Origin of the sequence: Pontibacter roseus DSM 17521 (genome assembly GCF_000373265.1) — a bacterium.
Classification (GTDB): Bacteria; Bacteroidota; Bacteroidia; order Cytophagales; family Hymenobacteraceae; genus Pontibacter; species Pontibacter roseus.
In genome coordinates this window covers 77002-96748 of the sequence record NZ_KB890761.1, presented here as the reverse complement: position 1 = coordinate 96748, position 19747 = coordinate 77002, and the positions used below count along the sequence as shown (strand labels likewise).

Annotated in this window: 19 protein-coding genes; 11 read left to right on the top strand and 8 right to left on the bottom strand. The window is 54.0% G+C overall.

Going from position 1 to position 19747, the window contains the following annotated elements:
- Positions 1 to 44: 44 nt before the first annotated feature.
- From B051_RS0100430 to B051_RS0100420, 3 genes are all read left to right on the top strand, one after another.
- On the top strand, positions 45 to 2252 hold the full coding sequence (locus B051_RS0100430; protein WP_018476191.1) for a prolyl oligopeptidase family serine peptidase: 2208 nt from the start codon (positions 45 to 47) through the stop codon (positions 2250 to 2252).
- A gap of 174 nt (positions 2253 to 2426) precedes the next feature.
- On the top strand, positions 2427 to 3170 hold the full coding sequence (locus B051_RS0100425; protein WP_018476190.1) for an acyl-[acyl-carrier-protein] thioesterase: 744 nt from the start codon (positions 2427 to 2429) through the stop codon (positions 3168 to 3170).
- Between the two features lie 133 nt (positions 3171 to 3303).
- The gene (locus B051_RS0100420) at positions 3304 to 3774 is read left to right on the top strand and encodes a GNAT family N-acetyltransferase (RefSeq protein ID WP_018476189.1); all 471 of its coding nucleotides are present in this window, start codon (positions 3304 to 3306) and stop codon (positions 3772 to 3774) included.
- 65 nt (positions 3775 to 3839) lie between these two features.
- On the opposite strand, the gene B051_RS20650 is transcribed toward B051_RS0100420, so the two are convergent.
- From B051_RS20650 to B051_RS0100405, 3 genes are all read right to left on the bottom strand, one after another.
- On the bottom strand, positions 3840 to 4181 hold the full coding sequence (locus B051_RS20650; protein WP_018476188.1) for a DUF4286 family protein: 342 nt from the start codon (positions 4179 to 4181) through the stop codon (positions 3840 to 3842).
- A gap of 149 nt (positions 4182 to 4330) precedes the next feature.
- Positions 4331 to 4873: a hypothetical protein gene (locus B051_RS0100410; RefSeq protein WP_018476187.1), complete on the bottom strand. Its 543-nt coding sequence runs from the start codon at positions 4871 to 4873 to the stop codon at positions 4331 to 4333.
- Between the two features lie 164 nt (positions 4874 to 5037).
- Positions 5038 to 6279 carry an MFS transporter gene (locus B051_RS0100405; RefSeq protein ID WP_018476186.1) on the bottom strand — a complete coding sequence of 414 codons (1242 nt, stop codon included), beginning with the start codon at positions 6277 to 6279 and terminating at the stop codon, positions 5038 to 5040.
- A gap of 135 nt (positions 6280 to 6414) precedes the next feature.
- Between B051_RS0100405 and B051_RS0100400 the strand changes: the two genes are divergently transcribed.
- The gene (locus B051_RS0100400; RefSeq protein ID WP_018476185.1) at positions 6415 to 7062 is read left to right on the top strand and encodes a YdeI/OmpD-associated family protein; all 648 of its coding nucleotides are present in this window, start codon (positions 6415 to 6417) and stop codon (positions 7060 to 7062) included.
- A gap of 246 nt (positions 7063 to 7308) precedes the next feature.
- On the opposite strand, the gene B051_RS0100395 is transcribed toward B051_RS0100400, so the two are convergent.
- From B051_RS0100395 to B051_RS0100380, 4 genes are all read right to left on the bottom strand, one after another.
- Positions 7309 to 7872 carry a hypothetical protein gene (locus tag B051_RS0100395; RefSeq protein ID WP_018476184.1) on the bottom strand — a complete coding sequence of 188 codons (564 nt, stop codon included), beginning with the start codon at positions 7870 to 7872 and terminating at the stop codon, positions 7309 to 7311.
- Between the two features lie 253 nt (positions 7873 to 8125).
- Complete coding sequence (locus B051_RS0100390) at positions 8126 to 8695, bottom strand: hypothetical protein (RefSeq protein ID WP_026236101.1); 570 nt, start codon at positions 8693 to 8695, stop codon at positions 8126 to 8128.
- Positions 8696 to 8746: 51 nt separating this feature from the next.
- Positions 8747 to 11098 (bottom strand): TonB-dependent receptor, encoded by a 2352-nt coding sequence (locus B051_RS0100385; RefSeq protein WP_018476182.1) that lies wholly within the window; start codon positions 11096 to 11098, stop codon positions 8747 to 8749.
- A gap of 158 nt (positions 11099 to 11256) precedes the next feature.
- Positions 11257 to 11583 carry a hypothetical protein gene (locus B051_RS0100380; protein WP_018476181.1) on the bottom strand — a complete coding sequence of 109 codons (327 nt, stop codon included), beginning with the start codon at positions 11581 to 11583 and terminating at the stop codon, positions 11257 to 11259.
- A gap of 301 nt (positions 11584 to 11884) precedes the next feature.
- Between B051_RS0100380 and htpG the strand changes: the two genes are divergently transcribed.
- Both htpG and B051_RS0100365 read left to right on the top strand, forming a co-directional pair.
- On the top strand, positions 11885 to 13708 hold the full coding sequence (gene htpG, locus B051_RS0100370; protein ID WP_018476179.1) for a molecular chaperone HtpG: 1824 nt from the start codon (positions 11885 to 11887) through the stop codon (positions 13706 to 13708).
- 226 nt (positions 13709 to 13934) lie between these two features.
- Positions 13935 to 14837 carry a toxin-antitoxin system YwqK family antitoxin gene (locus B051_RS0100365; protein ID WP_018476178.1) on the top strand — a complete coding sequence of 301 codons (903 nt, stop codon included), beginning with the start codon at positions 13935 to 13937 and terminating at the stop codon, positions 14835 to 14837.
- Here the strand turns inward: B051_RS0100365 and B051_RS0100360 are convergent.
- Positions 14834 to 15196 (bottom strand): YraN family protein, encoded by a 363-nt coding sequence (locus B051_RS0100360; protein ID WP_018476177.1) that lies wholly within the window; start codon positions 15194 to 15196, stop codon positions 14834 to 14836. The two genes, B051_RS0100365 and B051_RS0100360, sit on opposite strands and share 4 nt — an antisense overlap.
- Positions 15197 to 15428: 232 nt before the next feature.
- Between B051_RS0100360 and lipB the strand changes: the two genes are divergently transcribed.
- From lipB to B051_RS0100335, 5 genes are all read left to right on the top strand, one after another.
- A complete protein-coding gene (lipB, locus tag B051_RS0100355; RefSeq protein WP_051080636.1) occupies positions 15429 to 16121 on the top strand; it encodes a lipoyl(octanoyl) transferase LipB in 693 nt (230 codons plus the stop codon).
- Complete coding sequence (locus tag B051_RS0100350) at positions 16105 to 16512, top strand: hypothetical protein (protein WP_018476175.1); 408 nt, start codon at positions 16105 to 16107, stop codon at positions 16510 to 16512. Before lipB ends, B051_RS0100350 begins: the two co-directional genes overlap by 17 nt.
- Positions 16513 to 16565: 53 nt before the next feature.
- On the top strand, positions 16566 to 17726 hold the full coding sequence (locus B051_RS0100345) for a DUF4271 domain-containing protein (RefSeq protein ID WP_245539545.1): 1161 nt from the start codon (positions 16566 to 16568) through the stop codon (positions 17724 to 17726).
- Positions 17727 to 17790: 64 nt separating this feature from the next.
- Entirely contained in the window at positions 17791 to 18594 is an 804-nt protein-coding gene (locus B051_RS0100340; protein ID WP_018476173.1) for a uroporphyrinogen-III synthase, read from the top strand.
- Positions 18595 to 18754: 160 nt separating this feature from the next.
- Entirely contained in the window at positions 18755 to 19714 is a 960-nt protein-coding gene (locus B051_RS0100335) for a PorP/SprF family type IX secretion system membrane protein (RefSeq protein ID WP_018476172.1), read from the top strand.
- Positions 19715 to 19747 lie beyond the last annotated feature (33 nt).

Sequence of the window (19747 nt, the reverse complement as noted above, 5' to 3'; positions counted from 1 at the left end):
TTAGCTTTCCTGAAACTCAACCTTATAACTGAAGGTATCAAACCATGAAAAAAACCACTGTCCTTTTGCTGGCTGGCGGCCTGACCGCTGTGACGGCCTGCAAATCCACCCAAACTGAAAGTACTGCCAACGGCATGAATACCGAAACAACGACTACGGCGCCCGCAACGGCCGCCGAAACACCCACGGAAACACAACTGAACTACCCGGAAACAAAAAAAGTAGACCATACCGATGACTACTTCGGTACAAAGGTGGCCGACCCCTACCGCTGGCTCGAAACCCACAACGAGGAAGTGGACAAGTGGGTGGAGGCGCAGAACAAAGTGACCTTCAACTACCTGGACGGCATTGAGTTCCGCGACAAAATCAAAGACCGCCTGACTAAAATCTGGAACTACGAGCGTTACGGTGCCCCGTTCGAGGAAGGTGGCAAGTACTACTTCTACAAAAACGACGGCCTGCAGAACCAGAGCGTGCTCTACGTGCAGAATTCTCTGGAAGGCGAGCCAAAGGTGTTCCTGGACCCGAACAAATTTTCTACGGATGGTACAGTGGCCTTGACCGCACTGGCTTTCGATAAAAATGCCAAGTACGTGGCTTACGGCACCTCCAGCGGCGGCTCCGATTGGAACACTTACGAGGTGATGGAAGTGGCCACGGGCAAGAAACTTAGCGATAAAGTGGAGTGGGTGAAGTTCTCCGGCCCGAGCTGGTACAAAGACGGCTTCTTCTACAGCCGCTATGACGCACCAACCGAAGGCAACAAACTGGCCAACAAGAACGAGTACCACAAGGTATACTACCACAAAATAGGCACGCCGCAGAGCCAGGACAAACTGGTGTACGAAGACAAGACCAAGCCGCTCCGTAACTTCTACGGCCAGACCACAGACGACGAGCGTTTCCTGATTCTGAACGTGTCAGAGGGAGCCAGCGGAGCCAACGCCCTGTACTACCGCGACCTGACCGATGCCAAGTCTACCATCAAACCGATTGTGGATAACTTCGAGTCGGAGTACAACGTGGTGGACAACATCGGTGACAAGCTGCTGGTGCGCACCAACAAAAACGCGCCGCGCTACCGCCTCGTGCTCATCGACCCGAAAAAGCCGCAGGAGCAGAACTGGAAAGTAGTGGTGCCGCAGAATGAGAACGTGATGAACAGCGTGTCCTTCGTGGGCGGCCGCATCATCGCCTCTTATATGAAAGACGCTGCCAGCGAAGTGGTGGTATTCGACACCAACGGCAAGCAACTGAACCGAGTGGAGTTACCATCCATCGGTACGGTTGGTGGTTTTGGCGGTGAGAAAGATGACAAAGAAACCTTCTTCACCTTCACGTCCTTCACCTACCCGCCGACCATCTACCGCTATGACGTGCCGAACAACAAAGTGTCCTTGTTCCGCAAAACGGAGGTGGACATCAACACGGAGGCGTTTGAGACCAAGCAGGTATTCTATACCTCTAAGGACGGTACCAAGGTGCCGATGTTCATCGTGCACAAGAAAGGTCTGGAGCTGAATGGCAACAACCCGACTTATCTCTACGCGTACGGCGGCTTCAACATCTCCATGACACCGGGCTTCAGCATTGCCAACATGCTGTGGCTCGAGAACGGCGGTGTGTACGCCATGCCGAACCTGCGCGGTGGCGGTGAGTACGGTGAAGACTGGCACAAGGCTGGTATGACGCCGAACAAGCAAAACGTATTTGATGACTTCATCGCAGCCGCCGAATACCTGATAGACAACAAGTATACTTCCAGCGAGAAACTGGCCGTGGGCGGTGGCTCGAACGGTGGTCTGCTGGTGGGTGCCTTCATGACGCAGCGTCCGGAGTTGGCGAAAGTGGCCCTTCCTGCCGTCGGTGTGATGGACATGCTCCGCTTCCACAAGTTCACCATCGGTTGGGCCTGGGTACCGGAGTACGGTTCTGCGGATGACGAGGCGCAGTTCAAAAACCTGTATGCTTTCTCGCCGCTGCACAACATCAAGGAAGGCGTGAAATACCCGGCCACTATGGTGAAGACCGCGGACCACGACGACCGTGTGGTGCCAGCGCACTCCTTCAAGTTCATCTCGGAGCTGCAGGACAAAGGCGCGCCAGGCAACCCTTACCTGATTCGTATTGATGTGCGTGCCGGTCACGGTGCCGGCAAACCGACTTCCCTGGTGATTCAGGAGTGGGCCGATACCTGGGCATTCATGTACAAGAACATGGGCGTAAATCCTTACGCGGGCCAGCAATAGGTATAGCTGCTAATTGAAAATAAGAAAAGCCGGTGCTACATCGATGTGGCACCGGCTTTTTGTTTGGGGAGCACTGATGCCGAAAACAAGCAATCTTCCAACGTTGCGGCTATACCCGGCTTGGCCTCAACCTCGATTCTTGCGTACCTTGCAACACAAACCATCCCATACGCAATGAAATCAACCACAGGGCAGAGCCAGTTCACGGTGCGCTCCACCGAAACAGACCAGAGCGGGCAGGCGACGCTCCCGGCGCTGGTCGGTTATATGCAGGAGGCTGCCTGGGACAACACGGCCACTATGGGCATCTCCATGTACGAGCTGCTAGAACAGGGTTTGACCTGGGTGCTGCAGCGCATGCGCATCGAAGTGTTCCGCTACCCCACCCACCGCGAAGGTATCACCGTCGAGACCTGGGCCTCGGGCCGGGAGCGGGTGTTCCTGCACCGCGATTTCCGGGTATACAGTGCCGAGCGGGAACTGCTGGGGCAGGCGACGAGCGTATGGCTGGTGATGGACGTGGTGAAGCGGCAGATGGTTTCCGTACCTGATTTCATTACAGCCATAGAAGTAGTGCCGGGTCAGGAGGCCTTGCCTTTTGCCAAAGGAAAACTACCGCAACTGGAGGAGCCTAAATATGAAGAGCAAATGCCCGTACGCTGGCACGACATCGACCTCAACCGCCATGTCACCAACACGCGTTACCTGCAGTGGGTATTGGAAACGCTACCCGTGGAGGTGCTCGAAAAGCAGCAGCTAAGTGAAATAGACATTGTTTTCAAAGCAGAGAGCACCCTGGGCGACACCATACTAGCTGCCGCGGGCCCTGCAGAAGAGGCAAACAGCTTCCTGCACAGACTCAGCAGCACGGAGTCAGGAAAAGAGCTGGTGCAGGCCAGGACAAGATGGAGTCAGTGAGATTTTGAAAGCAGACAGGTATAGGTTTGGATGGCTAAGGGTATTGTTTCAAGAGAATAAACCGTGATTTAGCAAGGTCCTTCCTAAAAGCTATTCCCATTCAACAAGCAACAAGAAGCAAGCAACAAGCAATATGATAAACATACGAAAAGGAACAATAGACGACTTGCCGCAGGTTCATGCGCTGATTAAGGAACTGGCGGTGTATGAGAAGGCTCCGGATGAAGTGACCACTACCGTAGACGAGATGCGGTGGGACGGCTTTGGGGAGAACCCGATTTTCAGGTTTTTCGTGGCGGAGTCAGAAGAGGGTATCGTAGGTATAGCGCTTTACTACACCGCTTATTCGACCTGGAAGGGCAAGATGATTTTCCTGGAGGACCTGGTAGTGACGGAGCGCCTGCGCCGTAGCGGTATTGGCAGACAGCTATTCAACGCGGTGGCCCGTGAGGCGAAGGAGGTAGGGGCCAAGCGCTTCAAATGGCAGGTGCTGGAGTGGAACGAGCCCGCGATTGCCTTCTACAAGAAAATAGGCGCCAACCTGGATAGCGAATGGATTAACTGCAACATGACTGAGGAGCAAATCAATGCCTACAGCGCCTGACAGGTTATAGCTATACCTGCTAAAGAATAAGCCCCTTGCTGCACTGCACGCAAGGGGCTTATTTGTTACGCTTCTGTTGATTTGCCGGGGCGTTCCACATCCCGGGCCACTATTTCCAGCAGGGAGCGGAAGGCCACGTACTTGTCAGGGTAGCGCTCCGTCACCTTGGCCTGCAGCGCCGGGGCATGGTCCCGCTGGTATTCTTCCAGGTCCTCAATGCTGCGGCAGGTATACTGCACGGCATACGTGGTGCCCCCATTGTCCTCTTCGTGCATCAGGCGCGCTATCTGGTTGTTCAGGAAAAAGCCTGTGGCCATCACCTCCGGAATATGGGTATGCTGCATCCAATCCAGCCACTCCTCCGCCACGCTGTTGTCTATGTTTATCGTTACGTTGTATATAATCATGCCCAAAAATACGAAGTTTAACGGGTGAGTGCCCGGTATGGCTGGCAAAATTTAGTGTATGGTCTAATCCTCTTGCTGCGCTTGCTGTGTTTGCCCGGTGTAGAGGTGGTCGCCTGTTTCCATACCTGCGGTACTAAGATGGCATTCGGCTACTTGCACTGCCAGCTTCCATAGGAGTCGTTTTGTTGCGTTCCCTGCTCCGGTGCGTGGTAAGCCACCAGGATAGGCGCATTGCCGGTTTTGGGAATCAATTGCAAATCGCCTTCCTGTAACTGTACCCGCAGCACGCCCGCCTCATCAAACACGGCTTTGAGCGCGTCTGTGCCGCCCCACAGGGTATAGAAGCTGTTGGAGTTCAGGCCGGTGGCGGTGAGGTCCCGCAGCTCGTATACCTTGTGCCTGGTGACGGCGCCTGCCTCGCTAAGGGCCACCCTGTCGGTGCTCTCTACCTTGCCCCCTATCCACAGGTCTTCACCCAGGCAGGCCGAGGTGTTAGCAATCAAATCGAAATAGGCCGCCTCTGTAGGCTCTTCTATCGCGGCGACAGTTAGAATTTCGGTGGGCCTACCAGTGTCCGTGTGCCTGCTATCCGCCTCCTGCTCCACAGGTGGGGAGCAGGCCGGGAACAGGAGCATGCAAAAAAGTGCCGCAAAGGAGACACCTGAGGCCTTCGGAGTAGCAGTTTTAGACATAGGCCAGCTGAGTTTGAGTTGCTATTTAGTATAGCTATACTCGCTTCAGTGCCTCGTCGTTGCTCCTACGGCTGCTGTTATAATAATTAAGTGGTTGGAAGTGAAAACGTTGTAGAAAGTTCTCCAAAATCAGGGTAGTATACGCTGGGTTGGAATTGCCTTTGCTACAGTGGCTCCATGTAGTTGAGGTCCTTGCCATACGTCTCGTCCAGCGTCAGGATGGAGACCACGGCTATGGCCAGGCACAGCACACCCAGCAGCAACGCTCCCGGTACCAGGCCCACGCCGTCTTTCAAGGCACTGAAGGCAAGAGTGAGCGGCACGACGGCCCCCCGCACAAAATTAGGCACGGTGGTGGTGACCGTGGCCCGGATGTTGGTGCCGAACTGCTCGGCCGCTATCGTTACGAACACAGCCCAGTAGCCTCCGGCAAAGCCCAGCGCCACACACAAGGTATAGAAGGCCGTCAGGCTGAAGTTGCGCCCCAGCAGGTATACGCCGATGAAGATGCCGGTGAGGAGCAGAAAAGCCAATACGATGTTGCGCCTGCTCCGAAAGTGCTGGCTCAGGAAGCCGCTGGCGAAGTCGCCGAACACCAGCCCAAGGTAGCAGAATCCCACCGCCCGGGCAGCCGATACCGTGTCCGATACCCCAAGTGCCAGCCCGAACTCCGGGGAGAACGTAATCAGGATGCCCACCACATACCAGATAGGCACACCGATGAGGATGCACTTGAGGTACTTCCAGAATCGCTTGCTGTTGGTAAAGAGCGAAAGGAAGTTTCCACGTGTAACACTGGTCTGTTTCAGATTGTTGAACATGCCCGACTCAAACACGCCCACGCGCAGGAACAGCAGCAGCATACCCAATCCGCCCCCGATGAAGTAAGCCGTGCGCCACCCGAAAAACTCGCCCACAAAGCCAGCCAGAATAGCCCCGGATATGCCGATGGTCGCCACCACCATGGTGCCGTAGCCCCGTTTCTCCTTCGGTAGCACCTCAGACACCAGCGTGATGCCCGCGCCCAACTCTCCCGCCAGCCCCACGCCCGCCACGAAGCGCAAGACCGCATACATGGGTATGGTGGTCACGAAACCGTTGAGGATGTTGGCAATGGAATACAGGAAAATGGAGCCGAAGAGGACAGAGAGCCTGCCTTTTTTATCGCCGAGCACGCCCCAGGCTATACCTCCCAGCAGCATGCCTGCCATCTGCATGTTCAGCAGCAGCACGCCTTCTTCCAGCAGGGCGGTCGGGTCGGTGACGCCCAGCGACTGCAGGCTGGGTATGCGCACAATGCTGAACAGCACCAAGTCATAGATGTCCACGAAGTAGCCGAGCGCGGCAACAATCACGGAGGCGTTCAGGAGATAATGTCTTTGAGCGGAAGGCTTCAGTGTCGGCATAAGGGTCAGAGTTAGACGGCGTTAAATATAGCGTTTTGCACATAATCACCAAAGTCTGGTGCCGGACCTGCTCATTTTTCAGACAATTCCCCTAGATTAGAGGCTGCTTGTACACCCAGACAAAACCCTATACCTATGCAACCCCTGAGCAAGAAACTGCAACTGAAGCCGGAGCAACACCTACTGGCCCTGAACGCCCCGGACACGTTCACAGAAACCCTCCAGGCAGAAGGCTGTACCGTGACAGCGGCCTCCGCAATACCTGCCACTGGCGATACTTATGACGCTGTGCAGGTATTCGTGAAAGACAGCAGCGAACTCAACCATTTTGCGCCGCTGGCCGTGGCGGCGCTCAAACCCGGCGGCATGCTGTGGATTGCCTATCCCAAAAAGACTTCGAAAGTGAAAACGGACCTAACACGTGACGAAGGCTGGAAGACGGTGGCAGAACTGGGCTACGCCGGCGTGCGACAGATTGCTATTGATGACACCTGGTCATCGTTGCGCTTCCGGCATACCTCTGAAAGAAAGGAGCCCTCCACGTTTGGGGTTGACAAACCAAGTATAGACCGCAGGGCCCGCACTGTGGAAATACCGCAGGACCTGCGCGAGGCGCTGGAGGCGATGGACCTGCTGGAGGTGTTTGAGAAACTAGCGTTCACGCACCGCAAAGAGTGCGTGCTGGCGGTGCAGGAGGCCAAGCGACCAGAGACCCGAGCCAGCCGCATCGGCAAGACCATTGAGCAGGTACTGGCGTTGTCGCAGCGTGTGAAGGGACTCTAAGGTATAAAAAGAAAAATCGCAACGGGCTGAGCTCGCTGCGATTTATAGGATACAAGTGTAATTGAAATACAAATTAGGGTGCTGCTTCGCGCAGCATGGCCAGGTATAAGTTTCCTTCCCCTGGGTATGCGGTAGCGACCATTTCTATAGTCTATCCGGTATATTTATGGTAGCTAATATTATGCCAGAAATCTTTGGCGCCCTTGCAGCCTGTGTCTTTTGTCTGGAGGACTAATGGGCAACGCGTTACTGCTGGACAATCGTCTCGAACGCCACGTCTACGTCAGTTTCTCCCTTGGTCGCGTCACCGGTCTTCAAACCGCCGGGTTGGTGCTTCAGCACCACTCGCAGCCTGCCCGCCCCCACATTGCTTCCAGTTGATAACTTGGCCGCGAGGCCAACTGTACGGTTGTTTCGGTCAAAATCTGTCTTCTCAACAGTCACAGTGGCCGTGCTGTTGGCGTCCGGAGTGAAGGTATAGAACAGTTCGTGCTCGTCGTTCTCCTGGTTCACTTCCTGAGTGATATCAACTGCCGGGTTCTTGCTCTCATCCCTTAGCGTGATAACGGCATTATATACGGTGTTTGGCCGGAGCACCAACGGGGCATTCTGGCTCGGTGTGCCGCTCAGCGTGCTAATGGTAGCGGACGCGTCCTGGCCTTTGCCCTCAGGTGTGAGTGCCAACATCACCGTCGTAACCACCTCTCCTTCGTCAGTCGGCGCAGGGTCATCATCGTCCTTACAGGAGGTCGTCACCAGTAAGGCGCCCATTAGCAACAGGGCAAAGTACGGTCTGAATAGCTTGTTCATGTAGTTTAGTTTCTTAGTGATACGCTATACCTAGGATGTTCTATATGGTTACCCACAAGGCGAACCTGCGAAGCCCGTGACAGATGGGTTCCTGAGTAACCGGACTTACGCCAATTGCCAGTATGTTGTTATCTGCCCTTCCGCCTGTTGGCCAGGTGCTGTCTGCACAGGTAGATTACCCAAGGCCTTGCTTTCATGCACCAAGCGGACACCCAATGATGTCCGCTTGGTGCATGAAAGAGGCAGCTACAGACTATTGAACTTTAGTGTCAAAAGTGATATCCACGTCAGTTTCGCCTGTGTTCTCGTTACTAGTGCTGCTCTTGGTGCCCGGTTGGTGCTTGAGTATGATGCGCGCTTTACCCTGGCCAGCTGCCGTGGTGGTAGCCGTTGTTTCTAAACCGATGGGGCGGCCGTTTGCGTCTTTGTCGGTCTTGCTGAAGGTGACCAGATTCTGTGGCGTCACCAGGTAGAAGATCTCGTGCGCCGTCCCTTCTGCACGGATATCTGCTGTCAGGTCATGCGTGTCGTGATGGTCGCCGTGTGCTTCTTCGGAGGCAAAGGCTATAGCGCCGGTATACGTGGTGTTGGCGCTGAGCACCAGCTCATCTATTGTAGGAGCGTTGCCGCCCGGGCCATCCAGGTCTTCCCAGGTAGCAGTAACTGCTTCACCACCATTGGAAGGCGTAAGCGTCAGGGTCACAGTCGTCACCACATCGTGTTCGTGGTCTGGCTCAGGTTCCTCTTCATCTTTGCAAGCTGAAAATGTAAGTAAGCTGCCCATTAGCAGAAATGCGAGGTATGGTCTGAATGATTTCTTCATGATAAATAAACTGTTTGAGGTTTAATTAATTGAATTCTTTGATTGATGTGACTACAGCGGAACCTTGATGCGGAACATAATCATGCGGCCCATCTCGTCGGCAAAGTACCGGAGGCGGTTCTGATAATCGCGGTAGCTGGTGTTGAGCAGGTTGCTGCCCACTATACCTAGCTCCACCTGTTGCTTCCCGAACTGCAGTTGCGTGCCCGCCTCGGCATGTAGCAGGAAGTAAGCATCAGGTGCCGCTAACACAGGGTCCGACTGCGCATCAGAACGGCTCTGGCGACCTACATACAGCCCTCCAAGCGCCAGGTAGCTGTCAGAGAGCCTGGAGGCATTTCTGTTCTCGAAGCTGTAGCGGAGAGTATTGTCGGTGCGGCCAGGCGTAATGAACGGCAGATAGCTGTCTGTTTCCCGGTTTTTGGCATACACCAGCGACGTTTTGTTGTTCAGTGTCAGCCGGTTGGTCAGGGCGTAATCGAAATTGAGGTCCGCTCCCCAGAACCGGGCATCGGCCTGCTTGTATTCTGCTAGCAGATAAGCACCGCTCACGAGCAGTATATATTCTGGTGCTTGCTGCAGGTATATGTAATTGTTAATGGTGTTGTAATAGAGACTGAGCTCCCCGTTCAGGCGGAGGTTAGAATGATAGTTAAGCGTCGCCATGGTATTCACGGCGTCTTCCGACACCAGCTCCGGGTTGCCGCGCTCGAAGGAGGCCGCGCTGTTGTGCAGCCCGTTAGCGAACAACTCATACGAATGCGGTGCACGGGAGGCATAGCCGACATTGGCGCTCAACGTAACGTGGTAGCCCAGGTCGTACAGTGCGCCGAAGCTTCCGGAAAAGTTATGAAACGTATAAGACGGGCGTAGCACGCCTTCCGTACGATTCCACCGCTTAATGTCGAGCGATTTATTGTCGTAGCGGATGCCGGCCTCCAGCTGCAGGTTATCCTTTCGCCATTTCTCCGAAACAAAAGCACCGATGGTGGTATTGATGAAGTAAGGCAGCAGAGGCCTGGTGTTGGCAGCATAAGAGTTGTTCTGCCAGATGGTAGAAGCCCCCATGCTTCCGGAGAGATTGGCAAACGGCTTGTGCTCCCATACCAGCTCGGTGGTGTGTGTCTGCAGGTCCAAATCCAGCTGCGGACGGTCGCCGGTGTTGCGGTGCCTGTCGTACTCCTGCCGCACGTTCTGCTGCAGCCCGTAGGTGAACTGCAACTCACCTACCTCGCCAGTCTGGTAGGAAGCCTTGGCCTTGAGCAGGTGGTGCGTCACATCCTGGTAAGGGCGGGCGATGGTATAGGTAAAGCTGCCCGTCTCCTCCGGCCGCTCCCGCCCGATGGCGTTTGCCAAATCCGTCAGGTTGCCGATGTGTGCCGATGACAAAAAGCCCAGCTTGGTGTGGAAATAGCTGTAATACAGTTCTGCCCCGAAGCGCTGTCGCTTATACCCTAGCATGGCTGCCAGGTTCTGCTCCTCAAAGCCGGTGTTGTCCAAGTTATACTTGGGTGCTTGCGCACTACCCGCTTTCTTAACAGAGGTATGCAGGCGCCAGCTTAGTGGCAACTGCCGAAGCTTGCCTTCTACCATGCCGGCCACCGTGCCCATACGGTTGTTGGTACTGCCAATCAGGGAGACTTCGCCGCCTATACCTGCCGAGTCCGGTAGCGTGCTGGGCTCCACCAAAACTATACCCCCGATGGCATCGGAACCGTAGCGTACGCCTGCCGCACCCTTGATTACCCGCATCTGCTGGGCGTTCAGCGGGTCAATTTCCGGGGCGTGCTCGTTTCCCCACTGCTGCGATTCGTGCCGGACACCGTTGTTCATAATCACGACGCGGTTACCGAACAGTCCGTGTATGACGGGCTTGGAAACGGTAGGGCCAGTCTGCACAGAGCTTACGCCCGTAAGCTTTTTGAGCGACTCGCCTAGCGACAGACCGCGGGTTTCCTCCAGCTCGCGCCCCTGAAGCGTTTCGGTTGCCTGCGCCTGCTCCTGCAGGCGGGTGCCGGTAATCTCGACCTGGGCCAGCCGCTGCGCATCGATGTGCAGCGTCAGGTTACGCACCGTGGAGATACTCATCCGAGTGGACAGGCGCTCCGGCTCATACCCGATATAGGTCACCTTCAAGGTATAGCTGCCCCGGCAGAGGTGGTGGAAATGGTAGTTGCCATACTCATCCGACAGCGTGGCCCGCTGCAGCTCCTCTATGTAAATGGTGGCGCCAATCAACGGCTCCCGCGTGTCATGGTCCAGCACTTTGCCCGAAAGCGTGAGGCCGCAGTCCTGCTCCGGCTCCTCGGCATCGGTGTACGACTGCTCCTGGGCGAGCGCGCTGCCCGCCACAAAGAGTAGTAGCCATACCTGCACCAGGATAAATAAGTTGATTCTATACACAGTTGATGGTATAAGAAACAGTGCATCTGTTCCGCTGCAGCCGCAGGAGAAAGCGATACACAAAATGAAAAAGTAAATAAAGTGGAATCAGCTATACCCTACACTGTACCTCCTCTGAGCAGGCAGTGTGAGTATCAATAAAGCTGACAGGGGAAGGATTAGGCCACAGCCGGTGGGCCACGCTGCTGCGTGTGCGAAGCAGAGATAGATTTCCAGCTGCTATAATAGCTGGCAACGTGCTCCTTTAAAAGAATAGGTTCAGTAAAGGAAACAACGGCAGAGCTGTTCTGGAAAGGTGCTCCGAACAAATCCTCTACCGGGCAATGGGTGTGCTTCTTGTCGACATGCGCCTGGTTGTGGTCGCCTGGGTGGCTGTGCTCTGTGTGGGCATGGCTGTGCAGACTCAGCAGCAGCTGGTCCGGCACCATGGCCCTGACAAACAGCAGGAGCAGAAAAAGGGCGATATATGTCGTAAAGCGGTGCACCTACAGCAGGTCAATCAAAACAAATATAGTGCTTTTTTCAATCTTGTTGCATTTACGGAGAAATAATCCAGTAGTTCCGATTCCGTTGTACGGTGGCGGTTCTTTTAAAATATGCCAGAAAAGCCTGCGCGTGCAGCAGATAGAAGGCCTCTTGTTGCAGAATTTCCACTTTCTCTGACATCCTGTCACAAAACCGACTGCCGCTCTGGTATGGAACAGGATTTGAAACCTCCGAAACGAATAGAGGCCTGTCCTTAGCTGAGACATCACTTGTTGAAATATAGATTTAAAAGTATAGCACATGGAAGAAAGAGGTAATATTTCGATTCACACCGAGAACATTTTCCCCATCATCAAGAAGTTCCTGTACTCCGACCACGAGATTTTCCTGCGTGAGCTGGTGAGCAATGCCGTGGACGCCACCCAGAAAATGAAGCGCCTGTCCGCCATCGGCGAGTACAAAGGCGACCTGGGAGAGCTGAAAGTGACGGTGAAAGTGGACAAAGACGCCCGCACCATCACCATCTCTGACAACGGTATCGGTATGACGGCCGAGGAAATCAAGAAGTACATCAACCAGATTGCCTTTTCGGGTGCCGCTGAGTTCGTGGAGCGCTACAAGGATGCCGGCGAGCAGAACCAGATTATCGGTCAGTTCGGTCTGGGCTTCTACTCGGCTTTCATGGTGGCGGACCGTGTGGAGATAATCACCAAGTCTTACAGAGAGGGTACGGAAGCAGCTCACTGGACCTGTGACGGCAGCACCGAGTTTGCTATAGCGCCTGCTCACAAGGAAGACCAGGGAACGAACGTGATTCTGAACGTGGCAGCAGATTCAGACGAGTTTTTGGAGGCGGCCCGCATCCGCACCATCCTGGACAAGTACTGCAAGTTCCTGCCGGTGCCAGTGGAGTTCGAAGGCGACATCATCAACAACCCAAACCCTATTTGGACCAAGCAGCCGTCTGAGCTGACCGATGAGGATTACAAGAACTTCTACAAGGAGCTATACCCGTTCTCGGAGGCGCCGCTGTTCTGGATTCACCTCAACGTGGACTACCCGTTCAACCTGACTGGTATACTGTACTTCCCCAAGCTCAAGAACGACTTCGAGATACAGCGCAACAAAATCCAGCTGTACTCCCGCCAGGTGTTCATCACCGATGAGGTGAAGGACGTGGTGCCTGAATTCCTGATGCTGCTGCACGGCGTTATTGACTCTCCGGACATCCCATTGAACGTGAGCCGTTCCTTCCTGCAGGCCGACTCCAATGTGAAGAAGATTAATACCTACATCACCAAAAAGGTAGCCGACAAGCTGAACGAGATTTTCAAGAAGGACAGAGCCACATTTGAGAACAACTGGGAAGACATCAATGTGTTCGTGAAGTACGGCATGCTCTCCGACGACAAGTTCTATGAGAAGGCCAAGGACTTCGTGCTGCTGCAGAACACTGAGGGAAAATACTATACCCTGGAGGAGTACAAGGCCCTGACCCAGGCGAACCAGACCGACAAGAACGGCCAGCTGGTGCTGCTCTATACCACCGACGCTGACAAGCAGCATGCTTTCGTAGAGTCGGCCCAGAACCGCGCTTACGATGTGCTCAAGCTGGATTCTGTTATCGATAGCCACTTCATAGGTATGCTGGAGCAGAAGCTCGAGAAGACGACTCTGAAACGTGTGGACTCTGAGACCATCGACAAGCTGGTGGAGAAAGATGAGTCAAAGGAAAGCGTGCTGAATGATGCCGAGAAGGAAGACCTGAAGAAGATATACGAGCAGGCCATCAGCAACCAGAACATGCAGGTGGAGGTAGCGCCGATGTCGCCGGACGACGCGCCGGTCATCATCACGCTGCCGGAGTTCATGCGCCGCATGAAGGACATGAGCAAGGCTGGCGGTGGCGGCATGATGTTCATGGGCAACATGCCAGATACCTACAACGTGACCATCAACGCGAACCACAGCATCAACCAGCGCATCCTCAAGGCCAAGGACGACAACAAAGAGCGCATTGCGCGCCAGGCCTTCGATTTGGCGCTGCTGTCGCAGAACATGCTCTCCGGCTCCGCCCTGACCGCCTTCGTGAAGCGCAGCGTGGACCTGATTGACAAAGAGTAGCATACCTTTTCATAATACATACCTAACCATTGGAAAGCGGCACCTGCTGGGTGCCGCTTTTTGTTTTGGCGCTTTGGCCGCTGCCGCGTGAACTAAGCCACCTGCCTAAAAGTTATAGGGGCTATACCTGCTAGCGGTTTGTGGTGTATATGAATTATCCGCATATTTACGTTACATCAAGGAGTTGTCTATTTTCACCGGAACACACGCACCCCGAAATCATACCATGAAGCAACCTCTTCATCTTGTCTGGCTTAGTCTGCTGTTCGTGCTGGTGCTGTCAAGCTGCAGCTCCTCCAAGTACAACAGTGACTACAACCTGAGCCGAGCCTCTCTGAAAGAGAGCGCCAAAGCAGAGGCTATTGCGCTGGCAGACACGGCCAAGCCGTCTGTGGAGACGGCTTTGGAAGCGGAGGAGGGTGAAGGCGAGCAGGAGAAGAAGCGCAAGAAGAAAGCCAACAAACGCTATTTCATGGGCTCAAAGGTGGCCAAAGGCTTCATCAAGTCCGGTGGCAAAGGCGATAGGCAGGTGCTGGAGACCTTCACCTACCTGGTACAGCACGAAGACCCAAACCCATACGCACCCGAAAAATACTACTACGACACCAAGAGACGCAAGCTCTACAGAACACGTGGTGAGGTGGACCCGGAGCGCCACAAGGTGCTGCACGGCCCTTACAAGAAAAAGCAAGGCGACGAGGTGGTGGAGGAAGGTTACTTTTACGCCGGCACCAAGCACCTGCGCTGGGAGCGCTACAACCGCAACGGCATCCTGATAGGCAAAGAGCATTATGAAAAGGGCTTTCTACGCGATGCCGTCGTGACGTACTACGGCGATACCAAAAAGATAAAGGAGGTTATACCTTATGCCTACGGCGAGGTGCAGGGCATGTACTACCGTTTCTATGAGAACGGGCAACTGGAATGGTCAGGGCAGTACCAGAAGGGCCGCAAGGTAGGCATCTGGATCAAGCACTACGACTTCCGAAATCGTCGCCACTCCGAGTACCAGTACCCCGAGACGCCCTACGACCCACCGGCCGAGCCTTACCTGGTCAAGCAGTACGACCGACACGGCACGCTGGTCTACGAGAAGGACAAGCTGGACAAGCGCGCCTCGAGCCGCTAATGAAAGGCATCCTCAATGTGAAACAGCTCCGGCGGCTTGCCCAAAGTGATGGAGATGATATCAAAGCGGATGTCGTGCTGCCAACCTGTTTCGGAAATGTAGGCATCAGCTGCGTTGAGTAACATCTGCTGCTTACGCGCACTCACTGCTTCCTCTGGAAATCCATAAACATCGTTGGCCCGCGTTTTCACCTCCACAAACACCAGTATACCTCCTTTCTGGGCGATAATATCCACCTCAGCTTTGCCTGTGCGGTAGTTGCGGCGAAGGACGTCATAGCCCTGCTCCCGGAGATAGGCTGCAGCCTGGTCTTCGCCTTGAGAGCCGGTGGAGAGATGGGATACCCGTGTTTTAGCCATGCATGATGCTTTCTGCCTTAAACTTAATTGCCAGGAATCGGGTTTTGAGAAGGAATAGCCAAGGTATAGCGTGACAAGCCAGTGGAGGAGCGGGTTTGCGTATGCCCATTATCAGGTTTATCTTTGTGGAAAATAAAGGGATACAAGGCCTTGTCGGCTGCCGGTATACCTTTGATAGGAGAAACAACACGTGTCACAGAACAAAGCGATAAAGTTTGAGCACCTGGGGCTGATGGACTACAAAGAGGCTTGGGATTACCAGGACAGTCTCTTTACCAGCATCCTCGACATCAAGTCCAGCAACCGGAGCGCGGCGCCGGAGGAGCAACAGGTTACGCCCAATTACCTGCTGTTCTGCTCACACCCGCACGTCTATACCTTGGGCAAGAGTGGACACGAGTCGCATCTGCTCATCAACGAGGCGGGGTTGAAGGCCAAGGGAGCCACGTTCTATAAGATAAACCGTGGCGGCGATATTACCTACCACGGCCCCGGCCAGATAGTGGGCTACCCTATCCTGGACCTGGACAACTTCTTTACCGATATCCACAAGTACCTGCGCTTCCTGGAAGAGGCCATCATCCTGACGCTGAACGACTACGGCATCACGGCCGGGCGTATAGCTGGTCTTACAGGGGTATGGCTGGACCATGAGGAGCAGAAAAACCCGCGCAAAATCTGCGCGATGGGTGTGAAGTGCAGCCGCTGGGTGACCATGCACGGCTTCGCCTTCAACATCAACACCGACCTGGATTATTTTAACAACATCGTGCCCTGCGGCATCACCGACAAGCAGGTGACCTCGCTGGCAAAAGAACTAGGCCATGAAGTGCCCCTGGCGGAAGTAGAGGAAAAACTGCTGCGCCACCTGGCCGGGCTCTTCGAGGCGACTATCACAACAGAAGTACATGAAAAAAGATATTGATTTCACTCCCGTAGAGGGTGTAGCGGTGGCGATAGCCGCAACTGGTGACATTCCGCAGGAGCGCACCTGGAATGTATATTTCATCAACAACAACCCGATTCCGCTGGACAATGTGTTCATCACCTCCAAAGGGTATGGCACTTCGGAAGATGGCGAAGAGGTGAAGACCTCAGTGCTGCGGCACATGTTTGAGCAGGTGGCCCCCAAGAGCTTTGTGCAGGTAGAGCTCATCGACCCAAGCGTTTTTCACATCAACAACGAGTACTTCGTGAGCTACTACATCGACGGGCAGATATACGACAAGCGGTTCGTGTTCGTGCCCGATTCCATCACCGAGGACCACCTGATAGAAATCAGCATGCTGCAGATGCAGGGTGTGCTGCATTCCTAGCGGCAGTAAATCGGTTTAAATCAGTTAAGATAGTTTAGCAGGCGGTTCTGAGCGTGTTTCAAAGGTATAGCAATGGATTGGGTTGGTGGCTGGTGCTACTGCTGTTGGTGCTTACGTGCCCGGCGCGGGCGCAGGTGTTGCCGCTGGAGCAGAAGAACACCATCAGCGGCGACTGGCAGGTATACGATGACGGCAACCTGGTGCCATACGTGTCTAATCTGCACACAGGATATACGGCCGTGCACCAGTGGGTGTCCATCGCGCCGAAGCAGCCTTTCCAGATTGAGTTCACGGCCCGCAAGGAGCTTTGCCTGTTCCTGAACAACCAGTTGGTGTTCGTAGCCGATTCCGCCTCCGCCTATACCCTCGATTTGGCAAAGCACAGCAGCGGTGTCAAGCCGGTGAATGGCAAATACCTGCTCTCGGTGTGGCATCCGTCACAGCAGCCCAACATAGGCACCTTCAAAAACAGGGTGCAGACGGTGGATGCCGTGGAGCAGGAAATCAAAGGCAGTTTCTCCATCCGGCTGCGTGAGTACGTGAACCAGAACGCCTTCATCATCTTCATGCTGTTGATTGGCCTTATCTACGGCAGTCTCAAGACGAACTTCCCCAACGACTTCCACAGTGTGTTTGGCGTGCAGTCCTTTCTGCGTACTAGGTCGCTGGAGGAAGGCATCCTGTCCAAGCCGCTGAACACCTGGTCCAGCATCCTATTCATTCTGGCTTTTTCCCTGTCACTGGCCTTGCTCATTGCCGCCATCCATACCAATGTGCAGCATGTGCGGCTGTTTAATAGACTATTTCCGGTTTCGGAAGCCGATATCACCACTAAAATCCTCTTCTATACCCTGCTGATATTCTTCATCATCCTGATAAAGTACCTTTTCGTGAAACTGATGGGCTACATCTTCGGTCTGGAGCAGGTGGGGCGGCTGCAATACAGTGAGTTTCTGAGGTCTCTGCTGTTCCTGGGCCTGTTTCTGCCTGTGGTGATGCTGCTATACCTGGCGCTCAACAACACAGTACCTGAGACGGTGCTGACCGTGTCTAGCCTGGCGGTGTCCTTGGTGTTGGTAATCACCATCCTCCGGGTCTTTGTCACAGTAAATAAGAAAGCTTCTGTGATAAATTTGCATTTATTTTCATACCTTTGCGCCACAGAAGTGATTCCGCTGGCAATCATGCTGAAGTTCATCGTGTTCAACTTTTAAAAACACAAAATCAGCAGAACAGGCGGCAAGGCAGGTTACATTAAACAACAGACTACCATACTCTATGGCTGAAAGCAAAGAAAAAGCATGGGCTAATCCTGAGAGGCACAGCATTCCGATTAAAAGTATCCTCGTTACTCAACCACAGCCTACTACTGACAACTCCCCTTATCTGTCTATTGCGGATAAGTACGGCATCAAGGTAGACTTCCGTGCTTTTATTGAGGTAGAGCCTGTCGCCAACAAAGAGTTCCGCAAAGACAAAGTGGACATCTTGGCGCATACGGCGGTCATTTTCACCAGCCGCAATGCGGTAGACCACTTCTTCAGAATCTGCCAGGAGAGCAAGATAGAGATGCCTGCTGACATGAAGTACTTCTGTATTTCGGACCAGACGGCCTATTACCTGCAAAAGTACATCGTGCTGCGCAAGCGTAAGCTGTTCGTGGGCGAGAAGACGGCTAAGGACCTGTTCGAGGTAATCAAGAAGCACAAGAACGAGAAGTTCCTGTACCCTTGCTCCAACATCCGCAAAGACGACATCCCGAGCTTCATGGAGGCGAACAAGATAAAGTTCACGGAGGCTGTCATCTACAAGACGGTAGCCGCAGACCTGTCCGACCTGGATGACGTGACCTACGACTGCATCGCGTTCTTCAGCCCGTCAGGCATCACCTCCCTGTTCATCAACTTCCCGGATTTCAAGCAGAACAACACCCGCATCGCGGCATTTGGCCCCACCACAGCCAAGGCCGTGCGAGACGCAGGGCTGGAACTGGACATTGAGGCACCTATGCCAAACGCGCCTTCTATGACAGGGGCCATCGAGGTATACATCCAAAACCAGAAGCAGACACAGAAAAGATAAGACTTTGGTTTAAAATCAGTTTCGATTCAGCAACAGTAAAACGCAAAAGAGAGTAGAATCAACCATCTACTCTCTTTTGCGTTTTACTGTTTAATATATATATTTGATTGAATTCGGGCGTTATACCGTACACTGCTCTCTTGCCTAGCTGCAACAGCCTATGAAAAAGATTATACCTGCTGTTTTACTGCTGTTTGTCTGCCACCTGACCTCCTGGGCGCAGCAGCAGCCCCAGTTTACGCACTATGGGTTCAATGGCATGTACATCAGCCCGGCATATGCAGGTATAACCAATCGACCGGAAGTACTCTCATTATATAGGTACCAGTGGCTGAACTACGACGCCACCTTCGATGACGGGGGCTCTCCCCAGACCCTGCTCCTGACAGCCCATACGCCCGTGCGCCTGCTGAGAGGTGGCCTAGGCATCAGCCTAGTGCAGGACCGCATCGCCAACACCCGCATTCAGCAAGCCGCCATTTCCTACTCCTTCCATATCAACTTAGGAGAGGGCCGTCTAGGGGTAGGCTTACAGGGGAACGTCAACAACATCCGCAAGGGCAGCTACCGCGCCATTGACGAAGGCGACCCGAACGTGCCGTTCAACAGTTCGGACAGCAAGTATGATGTAGGCGCGGGGCTTTGGTACGAATCTGAGTTGTTTTATGCAGGCGGTGGGGTAACGAACCTGCTGCGCTCCACCTATGAGTTCGCCGACTCTGCGAACACTGGCCGGGGCCGCGTGCTGGGTGAAAACCACATCTACGCGACAGCAGGATACCACTTTGCCCTCACCAACGACCTGATAGTAACACCAACTGTACTTCTCAAGCACGACACAGAGACATTTTCATTTGATGCAGGCGGCAGGGTGACTTTCGCAGAAAAATATTGGGGCGGATTGAATTATCGGCACCAGGAAGCTGTTAGTGCCCTATTAGGAATTGCGTTGTTGCAGGACAATGCGCTGCGGGTTGGATATGCGTTTGATTTCACGACATTTAACAGAGATGCCAAAGCACCCACCTCCCACGAGGTGATGCTCTCCTATAGACTACCAGAGCCCATTGTAAGGTTCCGCCCACCAGTGCGAACTCCTCGCTACAACTTCCCTAAATAAATTTGCTTAGCATAGGATTTATCACGGAAAAGC